The organism is Polaribacter sp. NJDZ03, assembly GCF_019263805.1.
Taxonomy (GTDB): domain Bacteria; phylum Bacteroidota; class Bacteroidia; order Flavobacteriales; family Flavobacteriaceae; genus Polaribacter.
In genome coordinates this window covers 3,455,557-3,474,576 of record NZ_CP079195.1, presented here as the reverse complement: position 1 = coordinate 3,474,576, position 19,020 = coordinate 3,455,557, and the positions used below count along the sequence as shown (strand labels likewise).

Annotated in this window: 18 protein-coding genes and 1 pseudogene; 9 read left to right on the top strand and 10 right to left on the bottom strand. The window is 30.4% G+C overall.

What is annotated here, in order from left to right; translation table 11 throughout:
• From KV700_RS14745 to KV700_RS14720, 6 genes are all read left to right on the top strand, one after another.
• Positions 1-1,233 carry a glutamate-cysteine ligase family protein gene (locus tag KV700_RS14745; RefSeq protein ID WP_218598337.1) on the top strand — a complete coding sequence of 411 codons (1,233 nt, stop codon included), beginning with the start codon at positions 1-3 and terminating at the stop codon, positions 1,231-1,233.
• Between the two features lie 2 nt (positions 1,234-1,235).
• Complete coding sequence (locus KV700_RS14740) at positions 1,236-1,916, top strand: N-formylglutamate amidohydrolase (RefSeq protein ID WP_218598336.1); 681 nt, start codon at positions 1,236-1,238, stop codon at positions 1,914-1,916.
• A gap of 886 nt (positions 1,917-2,802) precedes the next feature.
• The gene (locus KV700_RS14735) at positions 2,803-3,243 is read left to right on the top strand and encodes a thioredoxin family protein (protein WP_218598335.1); all 441 of its coding nucleotides are present in this window, start codon (positions 2,803-2,805) and stop codon (positions 3,241-3,243) included.
• 1 nt (position 3,244) lies between these two features.
• Entirely contained in the window at positions 3,245-4,225 is a 981-nt protein-coding gene (locus KV700_RS14730) for an FAD:protein FMN transferase (protein WP_218598334.1), read from the top strand.
• Positions 4,222-4,434 carry a DUF4266 domain-containing protein gene (locus tag KV700_RS14725; RefSeq protein WP_166386500.1) on the top strand — a complete coding sequence of 71 codons (213 nt, stop codon included), beginning with the start codon at positions 4,222-4,224 and terminating at the stop codon, positions 4,432-4,434. Before KV700_RS14730 ends, KV700_RS14725 begins: the two co-directional genes overlap by 4 nt.
• Before the next feature lie 13 nt (positions 4,435-4,447).
• Positions 4,448-5,761 (top strand): DUF3570 domain-containing protein, encoded by a 1,314-nt coding sequence (locus KV700_RS14720; protein WP_254712928.1) that lies wholly within the window; start codon positions 4,448-4,450, stop codon positions 5,759-5,761.
• Positions 5,762-6,081: 320 nt separating this feature from the next.
• Here KV700_RS14720 and KV700_RS14715 read toward each other — a convergent pair whose 3' ends face one another.
• Entirely contained in the window at positions 6,082-8,625 is a 2,544-nt protein-coding gene (locus KV700_RS14715) for an adenosylcobalamin-dependent ribonucleoside-diphosphate reductase (RefSeq protein ID WP_218598332.1), read from the bottom strand.
• Positions 8,626-9,053: 428 nt separating this feature from the next.
• The gene (locus KV700_RS14710) at positions 9,054-9,365 is read right to left on the bottom strand and encodes a hypothetical protein (RefSeq protein ID WP_218598331.1); all 312 of its coding nucleotides are present in this window, start codon (positions 9,363-9,365) and stop codon (positions 9,054-9,056) included.
• A 77-nt stretch (positions 9,366-9,442) separates the two neighbouring features.
• On the opposite strand from KV700_RS14710, the gene KV700_RS14705 reads away from it, so the two are divergent.
• From KV700_RS14705 to KV700_RS17320, 3 genes and pseudogenes are all read left to right on the top strand, one after another.
• The gene (locus KV700_RS14705) at positions 9,443-10,798 is read left to right on the top strand and encodes a TlpA disulfide reductase family protein (protein ID WP_218598330.1); all 1,356 of its coding nucleotides are present in this window, start codon (positions 9,443-9,445) and stop codon (positions 10,796-10,798) included.
• Positions 10,799-10,999: 201 nt separating this feature from the next.
• Positions 11,000-11,254: a type II toxin-antitoxin system ParD family antitoxin gene (locus KV700_RS14700; RefSeq protein ID WP_218598329.1), complete on the top strand. Its 255-nt coding sequence runs from the start codon at positions 11,000-11,002 to the stop codon at positions 11,252-11,254.
• A pseudogene (locus KV700_RS17320) lies at positions 11,247-11,348 on the top strand (type II toxin-antitoxin system RelE/ParE family toxin); the annotation flags it as partial. The gene KV700_RS14700 and the pseudogene KV700_RS17320, both read left to right, overlap by 8 nt.
• Positions 11,349-11,538: 190 nt before the next feature.
• Here KV700_RS17320 and KV700_RS14695 read toward each other — a convergent pair.
• The 8 genes from KV700_RS14695 to KV700_RS14660 all read right to left on the bottom strand — a co-directional run bounded on the left by KV700_RS14695 (position 11,539) and on the right by KV700_RS14660 (position 18,971).
• Positions 11,539-12,027 carry a hypothetical protein gene (locus KV700_RS14695; protein ID WP_218598328.1) on the bottom strand — a complete coding sequence of 163 codons (489 nt, stop codon included), beginning with the start codon at positions 12,025-12,027 and terminating at the stop codon, positions 11,539-11,541.
• A gap of 208 nt (positions 12,028-12,235) precedes the next feature.
• Entirely contained in the window at positions 12,236-12,712 is a 477-nt protein-coding gene (locus tag KV700_RS14690) for an Hsp20/alpha crystallin family protein (RefSeq protein ID WP_218598327.1), read from the bottom strand.
• A gap of 461 nt (positions 12,713-13,173) precedes the next feature.
• A complete protein-coding gene (locus tag KV700_RS14685) occupies positions 13,174-14,352 on the bottom strand; it encodes an AIR synthase related protein (RefSeq protein WP_218598326.1) in 1,179 nt (392 codons plus the stop codon).
• Between the two features lie 108 nt (positions 14,353-14,460).
• On the bottom strand, positions 14,461-15,963 hold the full coding sequence (locus KV700_RS14680) for a carboxypeptidase regulatory-like domain-containing protein (RefSeq protein ID WP_166385552.1): 1,503 nt from the start codon (positions 15,961-15,963) through the stop codon (positions 14,461-14,463).
• Positions 15,964-15,980: 17 nt separating this feature from the next.
• A complete protein-coding gene (locus KV700_RS14675) occupies positions 15,981-17,285 on the bottom strand; it encodes a CsgG/HfaB family protein (protein WP_254712927.1) in 1,305 nt (434 codons plus the stop codon).
• 51 nt (positions 17,286-17,336) lie between these two features.
• Positions 17,337-17,750: a curli assembly protein CsgF gene (locus KV700_RS14670; RefSeq protein WP_166385556.1), complete on the bottom strand. Its 414-nt coding sequence runs from the start codon at positions 17,748-17,750 to the stop codon at positions 17,337-17,339.
• A 12-nt stretch (positions 17,751-17,762) separates the two neighbouring features.
• Positions 17,763-18,488, bottom strand: coding sequence for a curli production assembly/transport protein CsgE (locus KV700_RS14665; protein WP_218598324.1), 726 nt, complete (start codon positions 18,486-18,488; stop codon positions 17,763-17,765).
• Positions 18,489-18,971 (bottom strand): hypothetical protein, encoded by a 483-nt coding sequence (locus tag KV700_RS14660; protein ID WP_218598323.1) that lies wholly within the window; start codon positions 18,969-18,971, stop codon positions 18,489-18,491.
• Positions 18,972-19,020 lie beyond the last annotated feature (49 nt).

Sequence of the window (19,020 nt, the reverse complement as noted above, 5' to 3'; positions counted from 1 at the left end):
ATGGGCAAAAAATATAAATTATTTGAGGTTTATGGTATCGAATTAGAATACATGCTAATTAATGATACTTCCTTTAAAGTTGCACCAATTGTAGATACTTTATTGACCAAAAAAAATGGAGAATTAACTTCTGATATCGATAATGGTGCTATTGCTTGGAGCAACGAATTGGTTGCACATGTGGTAGAAATAAAAACCAATGGCCCAACAGCTGATCTTGCCAATTTAGCGGATGAATTTCATGAAAATATTGTAGAAATTAATGCGCTTTTAAAACCATTAAACACCAAATTATTACCTACGGCGTGCCATCCTTTAATGAATCCGGTGCAAGACACACAACTATGGAAACACAGTTATAGCGAAGTTTATGAGCTATATAACCGTATTTTTGATTGTAAAGGACACGGTTGGTCTAACGTACAAAGTACACATATTAATTTACCTTTTTATAATGATACTGAATTTGAAAAGCTGCATGCGGCAATTCGTGTTATTTTACCATTAATTCCTGGTTTATGCGCTAGTTCTCCTATTTTAGAAGGTAAACTTACAGGTTTTAAAGATACCCGCTTAGAGTTTTACAAAACCAATCAAAAAGAAATTCCGGAAATGACTGGTAAGGTTATTCCTGAACAAGTTTTTTCAAAATCGGATTATCATAAAACTATTTTTGATCCTATTAAGACAAAGATTAAAAAACACGACACCAATAATATTTTAGACCATCATTTTCTAAATTCTAGAGGAGCCATTGCCCGTTTTGATAGAAATGCCATAGAGATTAGACTGGTAGATATACAAGAATGCCCTAAGGCAGATGTAGCCATTTGTGTTTTAATTATTGAAGTTTTAAAACAATTGGTAAACGGAAAGTTGTCTAGTTTACAAATGCAAAAGGACTGGAAAGAACAAGATTTATTCAGCATTTTAGACGATGCCATAAAACAAGGTGAAGATTATAAAATTACTAATAAAGAATATTTAGCTGTTTTTAATATTTATAAAAGCAGTACAATTCAAGAAATATGGAAACAGCTTTTTGAACTGGTAAAAGACGATATTACTGAGAACTACAAAGAAGCATTGACTGTAATTTTTAAGCATGGAACGTTGTCTACAAGAATCGAAAATGATCTTAGCAATGATTTTTCTGAAGAAAATATTATAAATACCTACAACAAATTAGCAGATTGTTTAGAAACCAACACTCTTTTTATTCCAAATAATTAGGAATGAAACTTATTATAACTTGCGAGCATGGAGGTAATGAAATTCCAGATACCTATAAGATTCTTTTTACTGATAAAGAAATATTAAGCACGCACAGAGGTTATGATTTAGGAGCATTAGATGTTTTTAATTCGCTAAAACCGTTAGCAACCTACACTGATTACAGTAAAACAAGCAGACTGTTAATTGAGTTGAATAGATCTCTTTGGCATAAAAACTTATTTTCTGAATTCACTAAAAAACTATCTTTTATTGAAAAAGAGGAGATTATAAAATCACATTATGATGTTTATAGAAGCACTATAGAAAACAACATTAAAGCTCTTGTTGCAAACAAAAATGCTATTACACACCTTTCTATACATTCATTTACGCCTATTTTAAATGATGAAATTAGAAATTGTGATATTGGCTTCTTATACGACTCATCTAATAAACAGGAAAAAAAAATAGCAATACAACTTAAAACGGCTTTACATACAATAAACCCCAAATGGAATGTCCGTTTTAACTATCCGTATTTAGGAAAAGCAGACGGGTTTACTACGTATTTAAGAAAGGCTTTTAGTAAAAAATATGTAGGAATTGAGGTTGAAATAAATCAGAAGTTTTCTAAAAATAACAGTATGAATTCGCAACTTAAAGAAGATTTATACAAGGCAATTAGTGAGCTAAAAGACTAAAAACTCACAATATCATTTCGAAATGAGTGCTTTTGCACGATTGAGAAATCTCATCATAACAAACCGTAAACTATAAGATTCCTGGTCGTACCTCACTCGGAATGACACAAACCGACTGAAAACTCACAATGTCATTTTGAAATGAGTCCTTTTTGGACGATTGAGAAATCTCATCACAAGAAACCTTAAACTTCAAGATTTCTCGTCGTACCTCGCTCGGAATGACAATCCGACTAAAAAACTCACTATGTCATTTCTAAATGAGTCTTTTTTGGACGATTGAGAGATCTCATCAGAATAAAACGTAAAAATAAAGATTCCTCGTCGTACCTCGCTCGGAATGACAAACTGACTAAAAAACTCACAATGTCATTTCGAAATGAGTCTTTTTTGGATGATTGAGAAATCTTATCAGAATAAAACGTAAAATAAAGATTCCTCGTCGTGCCTCGATCGGAATGACAATCCGACTAAAAAACTCACTATGTCATTTTGAAATGATTCCTTTTTGAACGATTGAGAAATCTCATCAGAATAAAACGTGAATTTTGAGATTCCTCGTCGTGCCTCGCTCGGAATGACATTCCGACTAAAAAACTCACAATGTCATTTCGAAATGAGTCTTTTTTGGATGATTGAGAAATCTTATCAGAATAAAACGTAAAATAAAGATTCCTCGTCGTGCCTCGATCGGAATGACAAACACACATTAAAAAGCCAACATGTCATTTCAAAATGAGTCTTTTTTACCCATATTAAAATTTTATAATTTTATAATTTAGTTATAAAAAATAGAACTATTTATATAACAAAAAATTTATACATTCGTTTATAAGTATTGGTCTAATTGTTGACTATTCAATTATGAAAAATAAATAAAAATAAAATGAAAAAAATAATTGTAGCATTAGTAGTAATGATTGTTAGTATAAACACAACAATTGCTCAAGAATGGCTAACAGATATTAATGTTGCAAAAAAAAATGCAACCAAAGAAAGTAAGCCAATAATTTTAGTCTTTCAGGGTTCAGATTGGTGTGCACCATGTATTAAATTAGACCGAGAAATTTGGAGTACAGAAACTTTTAAAAAGTATGCAAAAGAGAATTATGTTTTGCTAAAGGCAGATTTTCCGAAAAGAAAGAAAAATAAATTATCTGAAGAACAAACAAAATCGAACGCATTACTTGCTGAAAAATATAATAAACAAGGTTTTTTTCCTTTTGTTGTCGTACTTGATTCCAATGGTAAAGTGTTAGGAGAAAGTAGCTATAAGAAGACTACACCTCTAAATTACATTAAAGAATTAAACACTTTTACAAAGTAATTTGAAACAGATAGTCACCTTATTACTTTTATTCTCAATAACAAGTTATACAGCACAACAATCCTATAAGAGAACGCTCAAACTAATGGGCAGTCGGTTTGATATTACTGTTGTAGCAAACGATTTTACTACTGCAAACAAGTACATTGATACTTCGATTGCTGAAATTACACGAATAGAAAAACTCATATCATCTTGGGATCCTAATTCTCAAACTTCAGAAATTAATCGAAATGCAGGCATACAGCCCGTAAAAGTTGATTCAGAATTATTTCAATTGATAGAACGAGCAATCGGTATTTCAAAATTAACAGATGGTGCTTTCGATATTAGTTATGCTTCAATGGATAAAATCTGGAAATTTGACGGTAGTATGACTGTTATGCCTTCAAAAGAAGAAATAAAAGCTTCTGTACAAAAAGTTAGTTATCATAATATTATTTTAGATAAAAAAAATGGTACTGTCTTTCTTAAGTTAACAGGAATGAAAATCGGTTTTGGTGCTATCGGAAAAGGCTATACAGCTGATAAGGCTAAAACGCTTCTTATTTCTAAAGGAGTAACTTCTGGTATTATTAATGCCTCTGGCGATATGAATACTTGGGGAAAACAACCAAATGATAGTGATTGGAAAGTAGCCATTACAAATCCAATGGATAAAAACAAAGTTTTTGCATTGCTTCCTATTACAAACGGAGCTGTTGTAACTTCTGGAAATTACGAAAAGTATGTAAACTTTAAAGGGAAACGATACACACATATTATAGACCCGCGCACAGGATATCCTTCAACTGGAATTATTAGTGTAACCGTTTTTGCACCAAAAGCAGAATTGGCAGATGCTCTTGCAACTTCTGTTTTTGTTATGGGAAAAGAGACTGGCTTAGATCGCATTAATCAATTACCCAAAATAGAATGTATCATCATAGATGATAAAGGGAATATTACAAAATCAAAGAATATAGAAATAGATAAATTATGATTAAAAAAATTATATACGCTGCATTGATAACTACTTTTTTTAGTAGTTGTGTTGTCGTTAAAGAATACGAAAAAGTAAATATAAATGACCCAGACATGGCATTGTCAGAAAAAAAATGTGACAGAAATGTTTCTACAATGCATTCCTATCGTGAAGCAGCTGTAGGAGCAAATGGAGGTAAAACAGGAGGTGGCTGTGGCTGTAACTAATAAAATAAGAGGTTTGAAAAAAATAATTTTAATATTCTGCGTATTTGCTTTTGTTAAATCATATTCGCAAACAGAACAAGACTCAACCAAAGTTTATAAAAAACGTGTATTAGAAACTATCGAAGTAGATTTTCTAACAAGTTATTATGCTCAAGATGGTGATAATGCTGCAGTAAGTGGCGGCATAGGAACAGAAGAATTAACTGATGTTACAGGAACTTTTGTAGTTTCAATACCTTTAAATGATGATGATATCTTAACCATTGATGCAGGAGTTTCGGCATACACTTCTGCTTCATCAAGTAACATTGGACCTTTTGACAATGGACAAGCAGCCCCTTTTCAAGCTTCTTCTGGTGCATCAAGTAGCGACCTTTGGACAAATTTAACTGGAAATTATAGTCATAGTTCTGACGACAGAAATGATATCTGGTCTGCAAAAATATCAATTTCATCAGAATACGATTACTTTTCAGCTGGTGTTGGTGGTAGTTACACCAAATTATTTAACGAAAAAAACACAGAATTAAGTGTAAATGCAAATATTTATATAGATAGTTGGAATGCTATTTACCCAACAGAATTAAGACCCTTCGGTGAGAATGGCAATGGTTTAAATAATACTTTGTTTACGCAAAATACAATTACCGGCAACACAAATTACACCCCTAGATTTAGTGAATTTAAAGACGAAGGACGTAACTCTTATTCTTTAGGCTTTGGATTCTCTCAAATACTTCATAAAAACGTACAAGGTTCGTTAGCTCTAGATTTTGTAAAACAAGACGGCTTATTATCTACACCATTTCAAAGAGTGTATTTTAGCGATGTTGCAGATTCATACATAGATAATTTTCAACTTGCAGATGCTATTGAACGTTTGCCAGATTCAAGATTTAAAGTAGCAGCTGGTGGTCGTTTAAACTGGTACCTTAATGAAACATTTGCAATAAGAACATTTTATCGCTATTATTTTGATGATTGGGGAATTACTTCTCACACTGCAAGTATTGAAGTACCAATTAAAATAACTGATACCTTTACATTATACCCATCTTATAGGTTTTATAACCAAACAGCAGCAGACTATTTTAACCCTTATGAAAGTGCTTTATCTACCGATGAATTTTATACTTCTGATTATGACCTTTCTGAGTATTCTGCTAATCAAATTGGTTTTGGAGTATCCTACACAGATATTTTTACAAAGGCACATATTTGGAAATTTGGATTAAAAAGTATTGATTTAAAGTTTTATCAATATGATAGGGATACATCATTTAGTTCTAGTATTATTACAGCAGGATTTAAGTTTGTAATGGATTAATTGAATATTAGATATTTATTGGTTTATAAACGTCAACGTAAAAGGCACACATTTTGAACTAAATAACAAACATTAAAAAACAAAACTGAACATATATATAAAACATAGCTATTATAGGTTTTCTGTGAGGTTTTTGTACCTCTATTAAGTCTGCCAAATTTTTATTTTTGTGTATCTAAAAATTAAAAGATAAAAAGACTACTCGTATCTAATTAGAAACGATAGCCTCTTTTTACACGCAATAAAACATATATAAATACTATAAAAAAACGCCAAATACTTTTACGTATTTGGCGTTTTTTTTTATCATATAAATTAGTCTATCCACATTTAGAAGAACCACAATCTTTACAAGTTAAACAACCTTCTTGATAAATTAAATTTGTAGAATTACAATTTTCACAAGTATGTCCTTTTACCTCCGTACCATCTTCTACATAACGTTTTAAAGCACGTTGTACACCGTTTTTCCAAGAACTTATAGATTCTGAATCGAACTGTAAACTTTGTATTAATTCTACAATTTTATCAATAGGCATTCCATGACGAATGGTTCCTGAAATTAATTTTGCATAGTTCCAAAATTCAGGATTAAACTTATGAGACAAACCTTCAATAGTGGTTTTATATCCTCTTTTATTTTGATATTGAAAATCATATCGAGTACCCCCTTCTTCATTTTTATTTTTAATAATAAATCCTTTTTCTACCCAACGCGGAATTAGAATTCCATCTTCATCATCTGCCAATCCTGTAAACACCTCATAAGGTCTTCCGTCTACCAAACCAACAAAGGCAATCCATTTTTCTTTTTGATTTTGAAAACGAACGACATCTCCTTCTAATACTTGCGGACGTTTCTTAGAAAAATTAGTTGTTGTAGTCTCTTTCTTATCATCTGCAGCAATTAAAACTCCAGAACGAGAACCATCTCTATAAACCGTTACCCCTTTACAGCCAACTTCCCAAGCTTTTAAATACAACTCTCCAACCAACTCCTCTGTTGCATCATTAGGTAAATTAACAGTAACACTAATAGAATGATCTACCCATTTTTGGATAGCTCCTTGCATTTCTACTTTGCTATTCCAATCAATATCATTAGACGTTGCTTTATAATATGGAGATTTTTTAACCAATTCATCTATTTCTATCTGCGTAAAATTCTTTGAAGAATCTATGTTATTTACTTCCATCCATTGTTTAAAACGATGATGAAAAACTACATATTCTTCCCAAGAATCTCCAACCTCATCTACAAAATCTATACGTGCATTTTTATCATTAGGATTCACTTTTTTTCTACGCTTATACACCGGCATAAAAACAGGCTCAATTCCAGAGGAAGTTTGCGTCATTAAACTGGTAGTTCCTGTAGGTGCAATAGTTAACAAGGCAATATTTCTACGACCATGCTCTAGCATTTCTTTATACAGTTTGTTATCTGCTTCTTTTATTCTTAAAATAAAAGGATTGTCTTTTTCTCTGTCTGCATCAAAAATAGCAAACGCACCTCTTTCTTTTGCTAAATTAACAGACGCTCTATAGGTTTCAACCCCTAAAACTTTATGTACTTCTGTAGAAAAAACATTTCCTTCTTCACTTCCATAACGAACATTTAAAGCCGCTAACATATCTCCTTCTGCAGTAATACCAATACCGGTTCTTCTCCCCTCTTCGGCTTTGTGCTTAATATTCATCCACAAGTTTCTTTCTGTTGCCTTTACAACTTCTTCCTCTGGGTCTGCAGCTATTTTTGCTAAAATTCCATCAATTTTTTCTAACTCTAAATCAATAATGTCATCCATCATTCTTTGAGCAATAACAATATGTTTTTTGAATAATTCAAAATTGAAAACTGCCTTTTTAGTAAACGGGTTCTCTACATAAGAAAATAGGTTCATCGCTAATAATCTACAAGAATCATACGGACATAAAGGAATCTCACCACAAGGGTTTGTAGAAACTGTTTTGTAGCCTAAATCTGCATAACAATCTGGCACAGATTCATTAATAATGGTATCCCAAAATAAAATTCCTGGCTCTGCAGATTTCCATGCATTATGTACAATTTTCTTCCAAATTTTAGTTGCTTCTATTTCTTTAGTATACAAAGGAGTTTCACTAAATGTTGGATATTTTTGTGTGTATTTACCGTCACTTTTTACAGATTTCATAAATGCATCATCAATTCTTACTGAAACATTTGCTCCAGTAACTTTTCCTTGCTCTAGTTTTGCATCAATAAAATCTTCTGCATCTGGGTGATTGATAGAAACAGACAACATTAAAGCGCCTCTTCTTCCATCTTGCGCAACCTCTCTTGTAGAATTAGAATAACGTTCCATAAAAGGAACAATTCCTGTTGATGTTAATGCTGAATTTTTTACTGGAGATCCTTTGGGGCGGATGTGAGATAAATCGTGTCCAACACCACCTCTACGTTTCATTAATTGTACTTGCTCTTGGTCTATCTTCATGATTCCTCCGTAAGAATCGGATTCGCCATTGTTACCAATTACAAAACAATTTGACAAAGATGCAATTTGAAAAGGATTTCCAATACCTGCCATCGGACTTCCTTGAGGCACTATATATTTAAAATTCTTGATCACTTCAAAAATTTCTGATTCCGTTAACGGATTGGTATATTTTTGCTCTACTCTAGCAATTTCTGATGCAATTCTTTGATGCATTTCATCAGGTGTGCTTTCGTAAATATTATCAGCAGAATCTTTTAAAGCATATTTATTTAACCACACACTTGCAGCTAATTCATCGCCTTTAAAATAGTTAAGAGCTGCTTTTAAAGCTTCGTCTCTAGAGTATGTTTTTGTTGGAATATGTGTTGTAGAAGATTTCATTGTATGATACAGCAATTAGATTGTTTTTTTATTGGATAAATATCCCACAAATGTACAACCTAAAAGGTGATAATTATCATAAAGTCTACAAGAAAAAAACATAGATAACTGAAAATCAATAAAATAAAACTTATTAACACAGAAAAGTTAACAAATAAATTACTTTTTATTAAATTCTCATAGCCTTAAACCACACTACTTATTATCAGTATTTTAAATTTATTTTAGCTTGTTTGTATAAAAAATAAAGGACTTTATTGGATAAAAAAATGTCTTAAATTATACTTTTTGCACAACTTTTCACTAACCAATATTTTAAACTACGGAAAACCGTAATAAAAACTCCTTTTTGTTTTGTACTTTTATATCAGCTATGAATCGAGATAATAAAAGTTTTTATTTTGATATATGGAGTTGTAACAAATTATTCAAATATTATCTACTCCTTTTTTATAATCAAGTCCGTGTTTATTTTTTATTTCGCTCAACTTGTCTTGTAATTCAAATCTAGTCAACTTATGCGAGTGTCCGTACATTGCTGCATTAGTAAGCTCTAGTGCAATTTCACGAACTTGGTCAATAGAATAACTTGCAACAACAACATTTAAAGAAAATGCTTTATTTAGTCCTTCTTTAGAAAGTCTTATATTTTCCTTTATTTCATCATTATTATAGCCTATTGCATCAAGAAAAGTACCTACGCTTATTAATGTTGCTAATATCTTTTTGGGTTCTTTCATTATATATATTTTTATTAATTATTAAATCCGCACTTTCCTTAAATACTACGTTGTAGCACATTAAAAAAAACTACTAAATGAAATCAAAATACATATTATTATTTACAACTTTATGCCTGTTCCATAGCTGCAAAGAAAAAAGTACTGGATTTAATATTAGTCTCAATTCAGAAATTGAATTAGATACAATCTATATTTCAGAATTGATTACTAGAAAACCAATTACTAAAATTTACGAGAATAAAGAAATAAAAAACATTCCATTAGATTATCCAACAGTAGCGAGAATACACACAAAAAAAAATGACAAAATATACCTTACAATACTGGAGCAAAATAAAAATCTGAACATTTCTGTTCTAAAGGATTCTACACTAACAACAAATGACAAAAGCGACTCTTTAGTTAATTACCTATGGAAAAGTAACTTAAAATTCATCCAAGAAAATAGTTCATTCATATTTACAACTCAAAATACAGATTCTATACCTATTTTGTTTGAAAGATTTAGAGTAAAAAGAGAAACCGAAATTAACAAATTCAAAGACCAATTCAGTTCAAAAACATTAGAAGTGCTTGATTTTCAAAATGATGCTCGTATTTATTCTTTTTTGTTTTTCTTTGGTAGAATTTCGAAAGGCTTAAAACCTAATGATAATTATTTTGATTTTATCGAGAAGATTCCAAAAGCTTCTAAAACATTAAAATCTCTTCCCGATATCTATCTTTATAAATACGAAGTAGAGTTTTTAAGGAAAAATAAATCCTTAGAAAGTATCACTGATTTTTTACGGTTTATAGAAAAAAAGACAAACAGTAAAGATTTAGCAGATTATTTGAAAGCAAACTACATCAAATCATTGATAGAAAATCCTTCATATTGGGAAAAACACGAAAAACTATTCAATACAGAAGTTTTAACTCAAACTTTAAATTCTGAAAAAACTAATATTTATTACAGTTTAATAGAACAACCATCTTCTTCTTTTTATGCTTCACAAAATGGAGAAAAAGCATATTTATTTAAGGCAGAAGATAAATTTGGAAATCAATTTAATTTAGAAAGTTTAATTGGAAAGGTCATTTTTATTGATACTTGGGCTACTTGGTGCGGACCTTGTTTAAGACATAGACCAAAAGTTCTTGAATTAGCTGAAAAATTTAAAAATAATAATGAGGTAGAAATTTTATTAGTTTCTGTAGATTCTTCAAAAGACAAATGGTTATCGTTTTTAGATAAGGAAAATGAAGAATTTGGTAAAAATCTATTTATAAAAAACGGTATGCGAACCGAATTCGGAAATAATTATAATATTAAATCAATTCCGAGATATATTCTTATTGGAAAAGATGGGAAAATAATTAACTCGAATATTAACGAACCTTCAATTGCAGTTGAAAAAGAAATTGAAAACGCTTTGATAGAAAAATAACGTGCTACAACAACGTGTATAATTAATGGCTAGTTCTCGCCTACTTACGAAAATCCTCGCGATTTTTTTCTATTCGGTTTTTATTTGCTAAATTCCGTGCTTAAACACGCCACTAATCATACACAAACACGTTCTACGCAATTTGAGAAAAATTTTAAGATTATACCAAATTCTGGTATATCTGAATTAAATTAGTTTCAAATGAATAAAAATACATCAATATCACTCGGGAATTATTTTGACCAATTCATTCAAAGTAGTATTAGTGACGGAAGATTTAAAAACGTTAGCGAAGTTATTCGTGCTGGATTAAGACTTTTGGAAGAAGAAGAAGAAAGCAAGGTTATTGCTTTTAAAAATGCAATTAAAGAAGGAATTGACAGCGGAATTGCTCATGATTTTGACCCCAAAAAACACCTTGAATCATTAAAAGCGAATAAACACTTGAATGTCTGAATATAAACTGACGAACAAAGCTGTTGCTGATTTATCAAAAAATTGGGTATATACATTTGAAATTTGGTCGGAAAAACAAGCCGACAAATATTATGATGAATAAAAACTGCATAGAACACCGTGTATAATTAATTGCTGGTTTTAGCTCTCTTAGGAAATTCTTCCGGAATTTCTCCGTTCGTGCTTTATTTAGTAAATTCAATGCTTAAAACGCGCTAACCTCATAGAAAAAATTTGCCACAAGCAAAATAACAAACTAACAAGAAAAAAAAGACGAAAACTATTTAGTTTTCATCTTTTTTTTCGATAAATTCTGACTGATATTTTTCTAAAAATTTCTTTTGTTTTACAATCATTTTTTGTCTTATTTTATCAATGTCCATAAAGTCCTTACCAAAATTACTTCCAAAAAAATTATCATTAAAGAAATGTTTGCTAAAAAGTGAATCTTGAGAAAAAACATGATCAAACCCTTGATTTTCAAACCCTGAATAGTTGGAGAAAAATCTTGATTTAAAAGATTGCATCAAACTATCTTTATCAGATAACGAGAGGTTATCGAACTCGTCCTTAGAAGACCAAGAATACAGACTGTCATATCTAATCAAATTTCCGTTTTTATCAAATTCTTTATCAACTTTCCAAGTGCCTTTAGGCGCTTCAACTACATCCGTTTTATGAGCTCCCTTTTCAACTTTTTTAGTTTTATTTTCTTGTCCTTTACAACCAATACTTAACAGGCTAACCATAAATATTAAAATATACTTTTTCATCACTTTATATTTTAAGTTAAACTAAATTTTGGGTTTGTAGTATCTCTTTTTAACAAACCACAAGTGTCGATTATTTAATCAATTTATTTTGGCAGAAAACTTTCTTATCATATCATTATAATTTTAAAGAATTCAACTTATAATTAAGAGGATGCTGAAAAGAATCAGCATCCATCTTAATATTTTACTCTAAAATTTAGTAAAACAATTATAAAATCTTAATGCTTCTGGCAGGCTTTTGTTTTGCCTCTTCTTTTTTTGGTAATAGAATACTTAAAATACCATTTTCATAATTTGCATTAATCTTTTCATCGTTTACACTTTCTGGTAAATTAAAGGTTCTTTTAAATGAAGAATAACCAAACTCTCTACGAGTATAATTTTCTTCCCTATGTTCTTTTTCTTCCTTCGTTTCTGTAGAAATGGACAATACGAGATTATCGAGGTCAATATGGAAATCTGATTTTTTAAGACCAGGAACAGCCATTTCTACCATAAAAGCGTCTGCCGTTTCCTTAATATTTACTTTTGGTAAAGTAATACCAGTATTAAAGTTTGAAGTAAATACGGATGGTAAGTCTCTATTAAAAATGTCATCTAACCAATTTGACAAATTTGGGAAGTTTTGATTTGAATTGCTGTTCGCTAAACTTCCATTTTTAGGAACAGTTGTTAAATTGCTCATAATTACAAAATTTTAAATTAAACATTATTTCAAATTTGAAATCTCTACGACTTCATGATCAATTTAAACAAATAGAATACCAAAATAGATTCATTAGTTTTTAGCGCAATTATTAGAGGTTATTCGCTGTAATTTTGTCATAATTATGAATAATTGTCGGTTTTAGAGACAATAAAATGACATATTTATATTTTATATTTAAAACTAGAAATTATCTCTAGAAAACATAAACTGTAGAATCCATATTTAAGATAAGCATACACAAATCAACCTATATAATTTATTGCTTGGTTTTTTAGTTACAAAAAATTCTTGCAGATTTTCTATCTGTTATTTATTTACTAACGTTAGTATTTAACCATGCTCAAACACTTTAGCGGAACAAAACTAAAAAACTCCAAATACTTTTAAAAGTATTTGGAGTTTTTAGTTTTATTATAATTTAAGAATGACTCGGCTTTTTAATATTCAAAAACGCCATACTCAGTTGTAATTGTTAATTTTTTAGTTTCAGAAGCCTCTACTCTACCTACAATTTTTGCGTCTACATTAAACGATTTAGAAATAGCGATGATATCTTCTGCAATTTCTGGCGTAACATAAAGTTCCATTCTGTGACCACAGTTAAAAACCTGATACATTTCTTTCCAATCTGTTTTAGACTGCTCTTGTATCAACTTAAATAATGGTGGAATTGGAAACATATTATCTTTTACAATGTGTAACTCATCTACAAAGTGTAAAATTTTTGTTTGCGCTCCACCAGAACAATGAATCATTCCGTGTACTGTATCCGAAGAAAAATTAGATAAAATCTTTTTAATAATTGGTGCATAAGTTCTTGTTGGCGACAATACCAATTTACCAGCATCAATTGGAGAATTTTCTACTTTATCTGTTAATTTTGTATTACCAGAATATACTAGTTCCTCAGGAACAGCAGCATCAAAACTTTCTGGGTATTTTTCTGCTAAATATTTATGAAAAACATCGTGTCTTGCAGACGTTAATCCGTTAGAACCCATTCCTCCGTTATATTCAGTCTCGTAACTTGCTTGTCCAAAAGACTCTAAACCAACAATTACATCACCCGCTTTTATATTTGCATTGTCAACAACATCTGTACGCTTCATACGAGCAGTTACAGTAGAATCTACAATAATTGTACGCACTAAATCGCCCACATCTGCAGTTTCACCTCCGGTAGAATGAATGGTAACTCCAAAACCTTTTAAGTCTTCGATTAACTCTTCCGTTCCGTTAATGATTGCTGATAAAACTTCTCCAGGAATTTTACTTTTATTTCTACCGATTGTAGATGACAACATAATATTATCTGTTGCACCAACACACAATAAATCATCAATATTCATAATTAAAGCATCTTGTGCAATGCCTTTCCATACAGAAATATCACCTGTTTCTTTCCAATACATATATGCCAAAGAAGATTTTGTTCCGGCTCCATCTGCATGCATGATTAAACAATAATCATCATCATTTGTTAAATAATCTGGAACAATTTTACAGAATGCCTTCGGAAATAAACCTTTATCGATATTCTTAATTGCATTATGTACATCTTCTTTAGATGCAGAAACACCTCTTTGTGCGTATCTTTTAGAAACTTCTTGACTCATGTTGTTGTGTTGTTAGCTGCAAATTTAACTTTCTTTTATCTGCCATCATAAAAAAACCAAATGATTTTTGATCATTTGGTTTTTTCTTATTAAATATTTCCGTTTTAATTACTCCCAATCTGGCATAATTGCTCCTGAAAAAATTTCTTCTCTACTATTATCACCATCAATTGGAGATGTAAATATTTTCTTTTCCGAAATACCATCGTTAGATGTATTTACATAAATTATTTCTGCTTCATTGGGTGAGAAACGAGGATCTAAATCATTAGACCCTGATGGTTTTGAAAGAATCATTTCTGTTTCTATCATTGTTAAAAAATTATATTTAAAAACTTTATTATTCAACCTTCTATAATTTGATGATTGAAAATCACTTACATCTTTGGTATAAATTAACAAGTTGCCATCTACAGATAAATTTAAGCCACCTAAAGCACCAACATTTGCAGAGACAACTGTATTTAGTACATTTCCACTCATATCAATAGTATAAATAGCACCATCATAACCATCAGAATTATTTGTTCTTAACACTATTTTAGTACCGTCATTACTCCAATCACATTCGGTAATTAAGTGTCCATTTGCCGTTTTATATACCATTTGAAGACCACTACCATCTTTATTAATTCTATACAACTTATCAAAACTTGGGTAAATAAGTTGATCTCCTGTTGTTGACCAAGAGAAATCTACCTCATTCAAATCAAAAGCATTAACAGGAATATTAGAAGTTACTCTTTTTACCTCCGAACCATTTGGTTTCATGGTAAAAATATGGGCCTCGTTGTTATACAATCTTAAAAAAGCAATTAAATTTACAGTGTTATTTTTTCTAGGCCTCCAAGAATTCGCGCTAGATTCTGTTAATTTAACAGTATTAATTTCATCAAAATCGGCATCTAAACTAGCTGAATAAATTACAGTATTACCTCCTTCAACCTTAACGTAAGTATACCTATTTTCTGGATCACCCTTTACTGTAAATGAATTTGAAGTACTTAACACTTCAGAATTTATATGATCTGTTACTGCTACTTGCCAAAAATATTTACCTCCAAATTTTAAATTAGGAACTACATAAGTTGTATCACTAAGATTTTGAACTTGAATTATATTATTATCAAAATCATTTTTAATCTCTAATCTATACGTTAACTCATCATCATCTACACTAGAAGAAGACCAAACCAACTCTACTGAACTATCGGTATCTAAAGCACCATCCATTGGCATTAACAATACAGGCGTTGTTGGCGGAACATTAAAAGCAGTTTCTACCTGCATTTCAAAAACAATATTTACTGTTGCACCTACTTCTACAGAAACTGGCTCAAAACTATTTAGAAAACCTTCTTTAGAAGCCTCTATAGAGTATTCATTTACCGGAACCTCTTCATAAGAAAACTCTCCATTCGCATCTGTAAATGTAGTATTATTTGTTGGAGACAAGGTTACTTTAGCATTTTCAATAGGTTCAAAATTACTTGTTTCCACCACCTTTCCTGTGATTACTCCAAACGCTACACTATCAATAGTATCGTCTTCTCCACAACTAAAAAATAGGCCTACTATTATAAGAATTAATATTTTTTGTATCGTTTTCATACTAATTTATTTTTTTTTTAAAAATAGAAATTAATTCCTGCTCTAACATTCCAAATTTTATCATTTTTATCTCCCCTAACCAAACCATCTAAATTGTCTGTTGATATAATATTTTGCTCCCCCCTTAAGATAAGTCCTAATTTATCTGTAATAAGATACTCTAAACCAACACCATATTGATATTTAAAATAGTTATCACTTAAGTTTTTAGTTGAAATAGAACCAACACCAACATAAGCATAAGGAGTTATCCTATCCTTAGGTAATAAATAGTATTCGAAATTTACATTAGAATCATAAATCCTTTTTTCAAATATATTTTTATTAGAAAGCGTGCTAGAACCTAACCCTAAAGAAAATGCAAATCTAGATTTATTTAGCATGAATTTAAGTAGCATATCTGTTCCCAAACCAAACTCAGCATCAGAATAATCACCAACAATTTTAGACACTCCACTCACAGCCCCAACACTAATCTTACCTCTTCTATATTCTTGTTTTCTATTAAATAATTCTGTTAACTCCGCCTCTTCTTGTTCTTTCTTGTAGTTCTTTTTTACAAAATCTACAACTTCTTGTCCTCCACTAGGTTCCCATATACCATCTATAATACCTTCTGTAATTAATAACTCTACAGCTTTATCTATAGCTTCTTTAACCGCTAATTGAGCAGGCTCATTTTTTGTAATACCTGTTTCTGCCTCTAACAACCTTCTTAAAGATACATACTTAAACAAATTAGCAGAAAGGCCTTGTGACAAAATAGTTTTAGATACGTACACATTTTTAAGAATTTGACCTGTTGATGTAGAAACGACTCTTAAATATACCGTTATTCTGTCTTGTCGATATTCTCCAGAAGCACCAACTCCAAAGTAACGCAAACCAGAACCACCTGTAATAATATTTGAATCATAAGACACAACACCACCTTCTACAATGTAATTTGCAAATAATAATGGTGGCATTTTTATAGGTTTATTATCTCCAGCATATTCTTGTCGAGTATTTCTTATTATTTGTCTTTCATTTAATAAATTACCAATATTCTCTCTTTCAATTGGCTTAAACCAATTAGACTCTTCTAATGATTTTAATAGTATAGAAGTACCTCCCTGTGTAACAGCTGTACTAAAAGTAGAACCATTTTCTACTGGTTTATATTGACCAGTATGATCTCTAAACTTATAAACACCCACTACCGTTTTTTCTTTTGGTGAAAAACTTTTTATAGACATTTCAGGAGATGAATTTTCTCCAATTCTAGCTCTTGACTGATCTAAAGGTTGGTTAAAATAAGTTCCACAACTCGAAAAAAACATTGCTATTAGGAAATAGCATAAAATAAAGTACTTCCTTTTCATAGATTTCAATTAATTGTTTGGAATAGTTATTTGAGTTTGTTCTCCTGTTGATGTGTTTAAAATACTTACGCTCAATCCACCAACACCTGGACTAACCTCTACAACCAAAGAGCCATAAACATAAGTTCCTTCTGTTAATCCCTGACTGCCAATTTGTTCCTGAAATAAGCCCTGTGAGAGTGAGTTTAATAATTGTCTATTTAAAGTATCTGTAAAATTATCTATCTCTGAAGATTGTGTAAATTGATTTGTATTTTCCTCTTGAAAATCATTTTGAGCATTTGCAGAAGCTAACAACTGCTGGTATGCAAATGAATCTCCTCCTCCAAAAAATGGGTTTATTGACTTATAAACCAATTGCTGAGAAAATGAAAAACCAGTAAAACAAACAAATAACACCAATAACAGTACTTTATCTTTCATAACAATTTTATTTTACATTTTACTTTTCTTTCTTAACTCTTCCCTTTGTTTTGCATAAAAGTATAATCGCTCTAATGCAACACCTACATTCAATTTTAAAAATTCTTCATCTGGTCTAGAAAAGAACTCATGTATTTTAATTTCTTCAACCTCTACGAGAATAATACTCGTTCTCCCCATACCTGGTTTTTCTTTTATTTTTATAATAAAAGGATGCTTTATTCCAGACAATAAATACGATTGATAAAAAAGATCATGATAATCTTTACCAATTTTAGTTATAGCCTCATCTACGACTATACCTTTAAGAAAAAAATCTTTCTCATCTGTTTTCTCAGCAACTTCCTGCTGTATATTTTTAGGTAATATCCAAAGTGAATCTTTAGATATTAATTTTTCGTTTTTTTTAATAAATAAATAAACTTTTAATTCTTCGTCTCCATTTAAGTTAACTTTTATGGTGGAAACCTCCATGTTTTCGTTTGGTTGTATAGAAAATTCCCCAGACTGTCTATTGTTAGAGTAATTACCTCCTTTTCCTTTTTTTAATGCAATTAAATTATAAAACAACTTATCTATATGCAGCAAACCATCATTATTTACTTCTGCTTTTAAAGTAATAAAATTGTCTTTTTTATCAATATTAATCTTACCGTAAACATCATTTTTAGATTGACTAAAACTAATGCTACAACTTATTAAACATAAAATAAAAAAATAAATTTTAGCAAAATACATTTAATAGTTTTTAATAATAAGTGCCTGATTATTGCTGTTTTGAATTATAGCAGCTCCGTTCATCATTGAATTTGTACCATAAATTTGTAACGAATTAGCGTTACCTTGTTGATGAACACCAAAGTTGATAGGATTACTATTATAGTAATTAATAAAACTATAATAGTTTTCATTTCCTATTTGGTTTACATTTTGAGAAGTCTGATTAGAACTCTTTATATCTGCATTATTCTCAAACCCAACCTGGTTAAGTACTACACTATTTATGTTTCCTGATTGTTGTTTAAATAAGCTATTCAGACCATTCTCATTTGTCATTAAATTATTATTATCCATAAGTAAAGAAGTATTATATGGACCTAACTGAGATAAATTATTTGAAAAATACGTGGGTAACTTTTCTTGTTGCGCAGAAACCTCAGTTACAGATAAACTACAAAAGAATAACAGAAGAAAATACCATATCTTTTTATTTTTTTTCATGATAAAGGGCATTAGAAGAATAAGTAAGGAGAAAAAACCTCCTTACTTA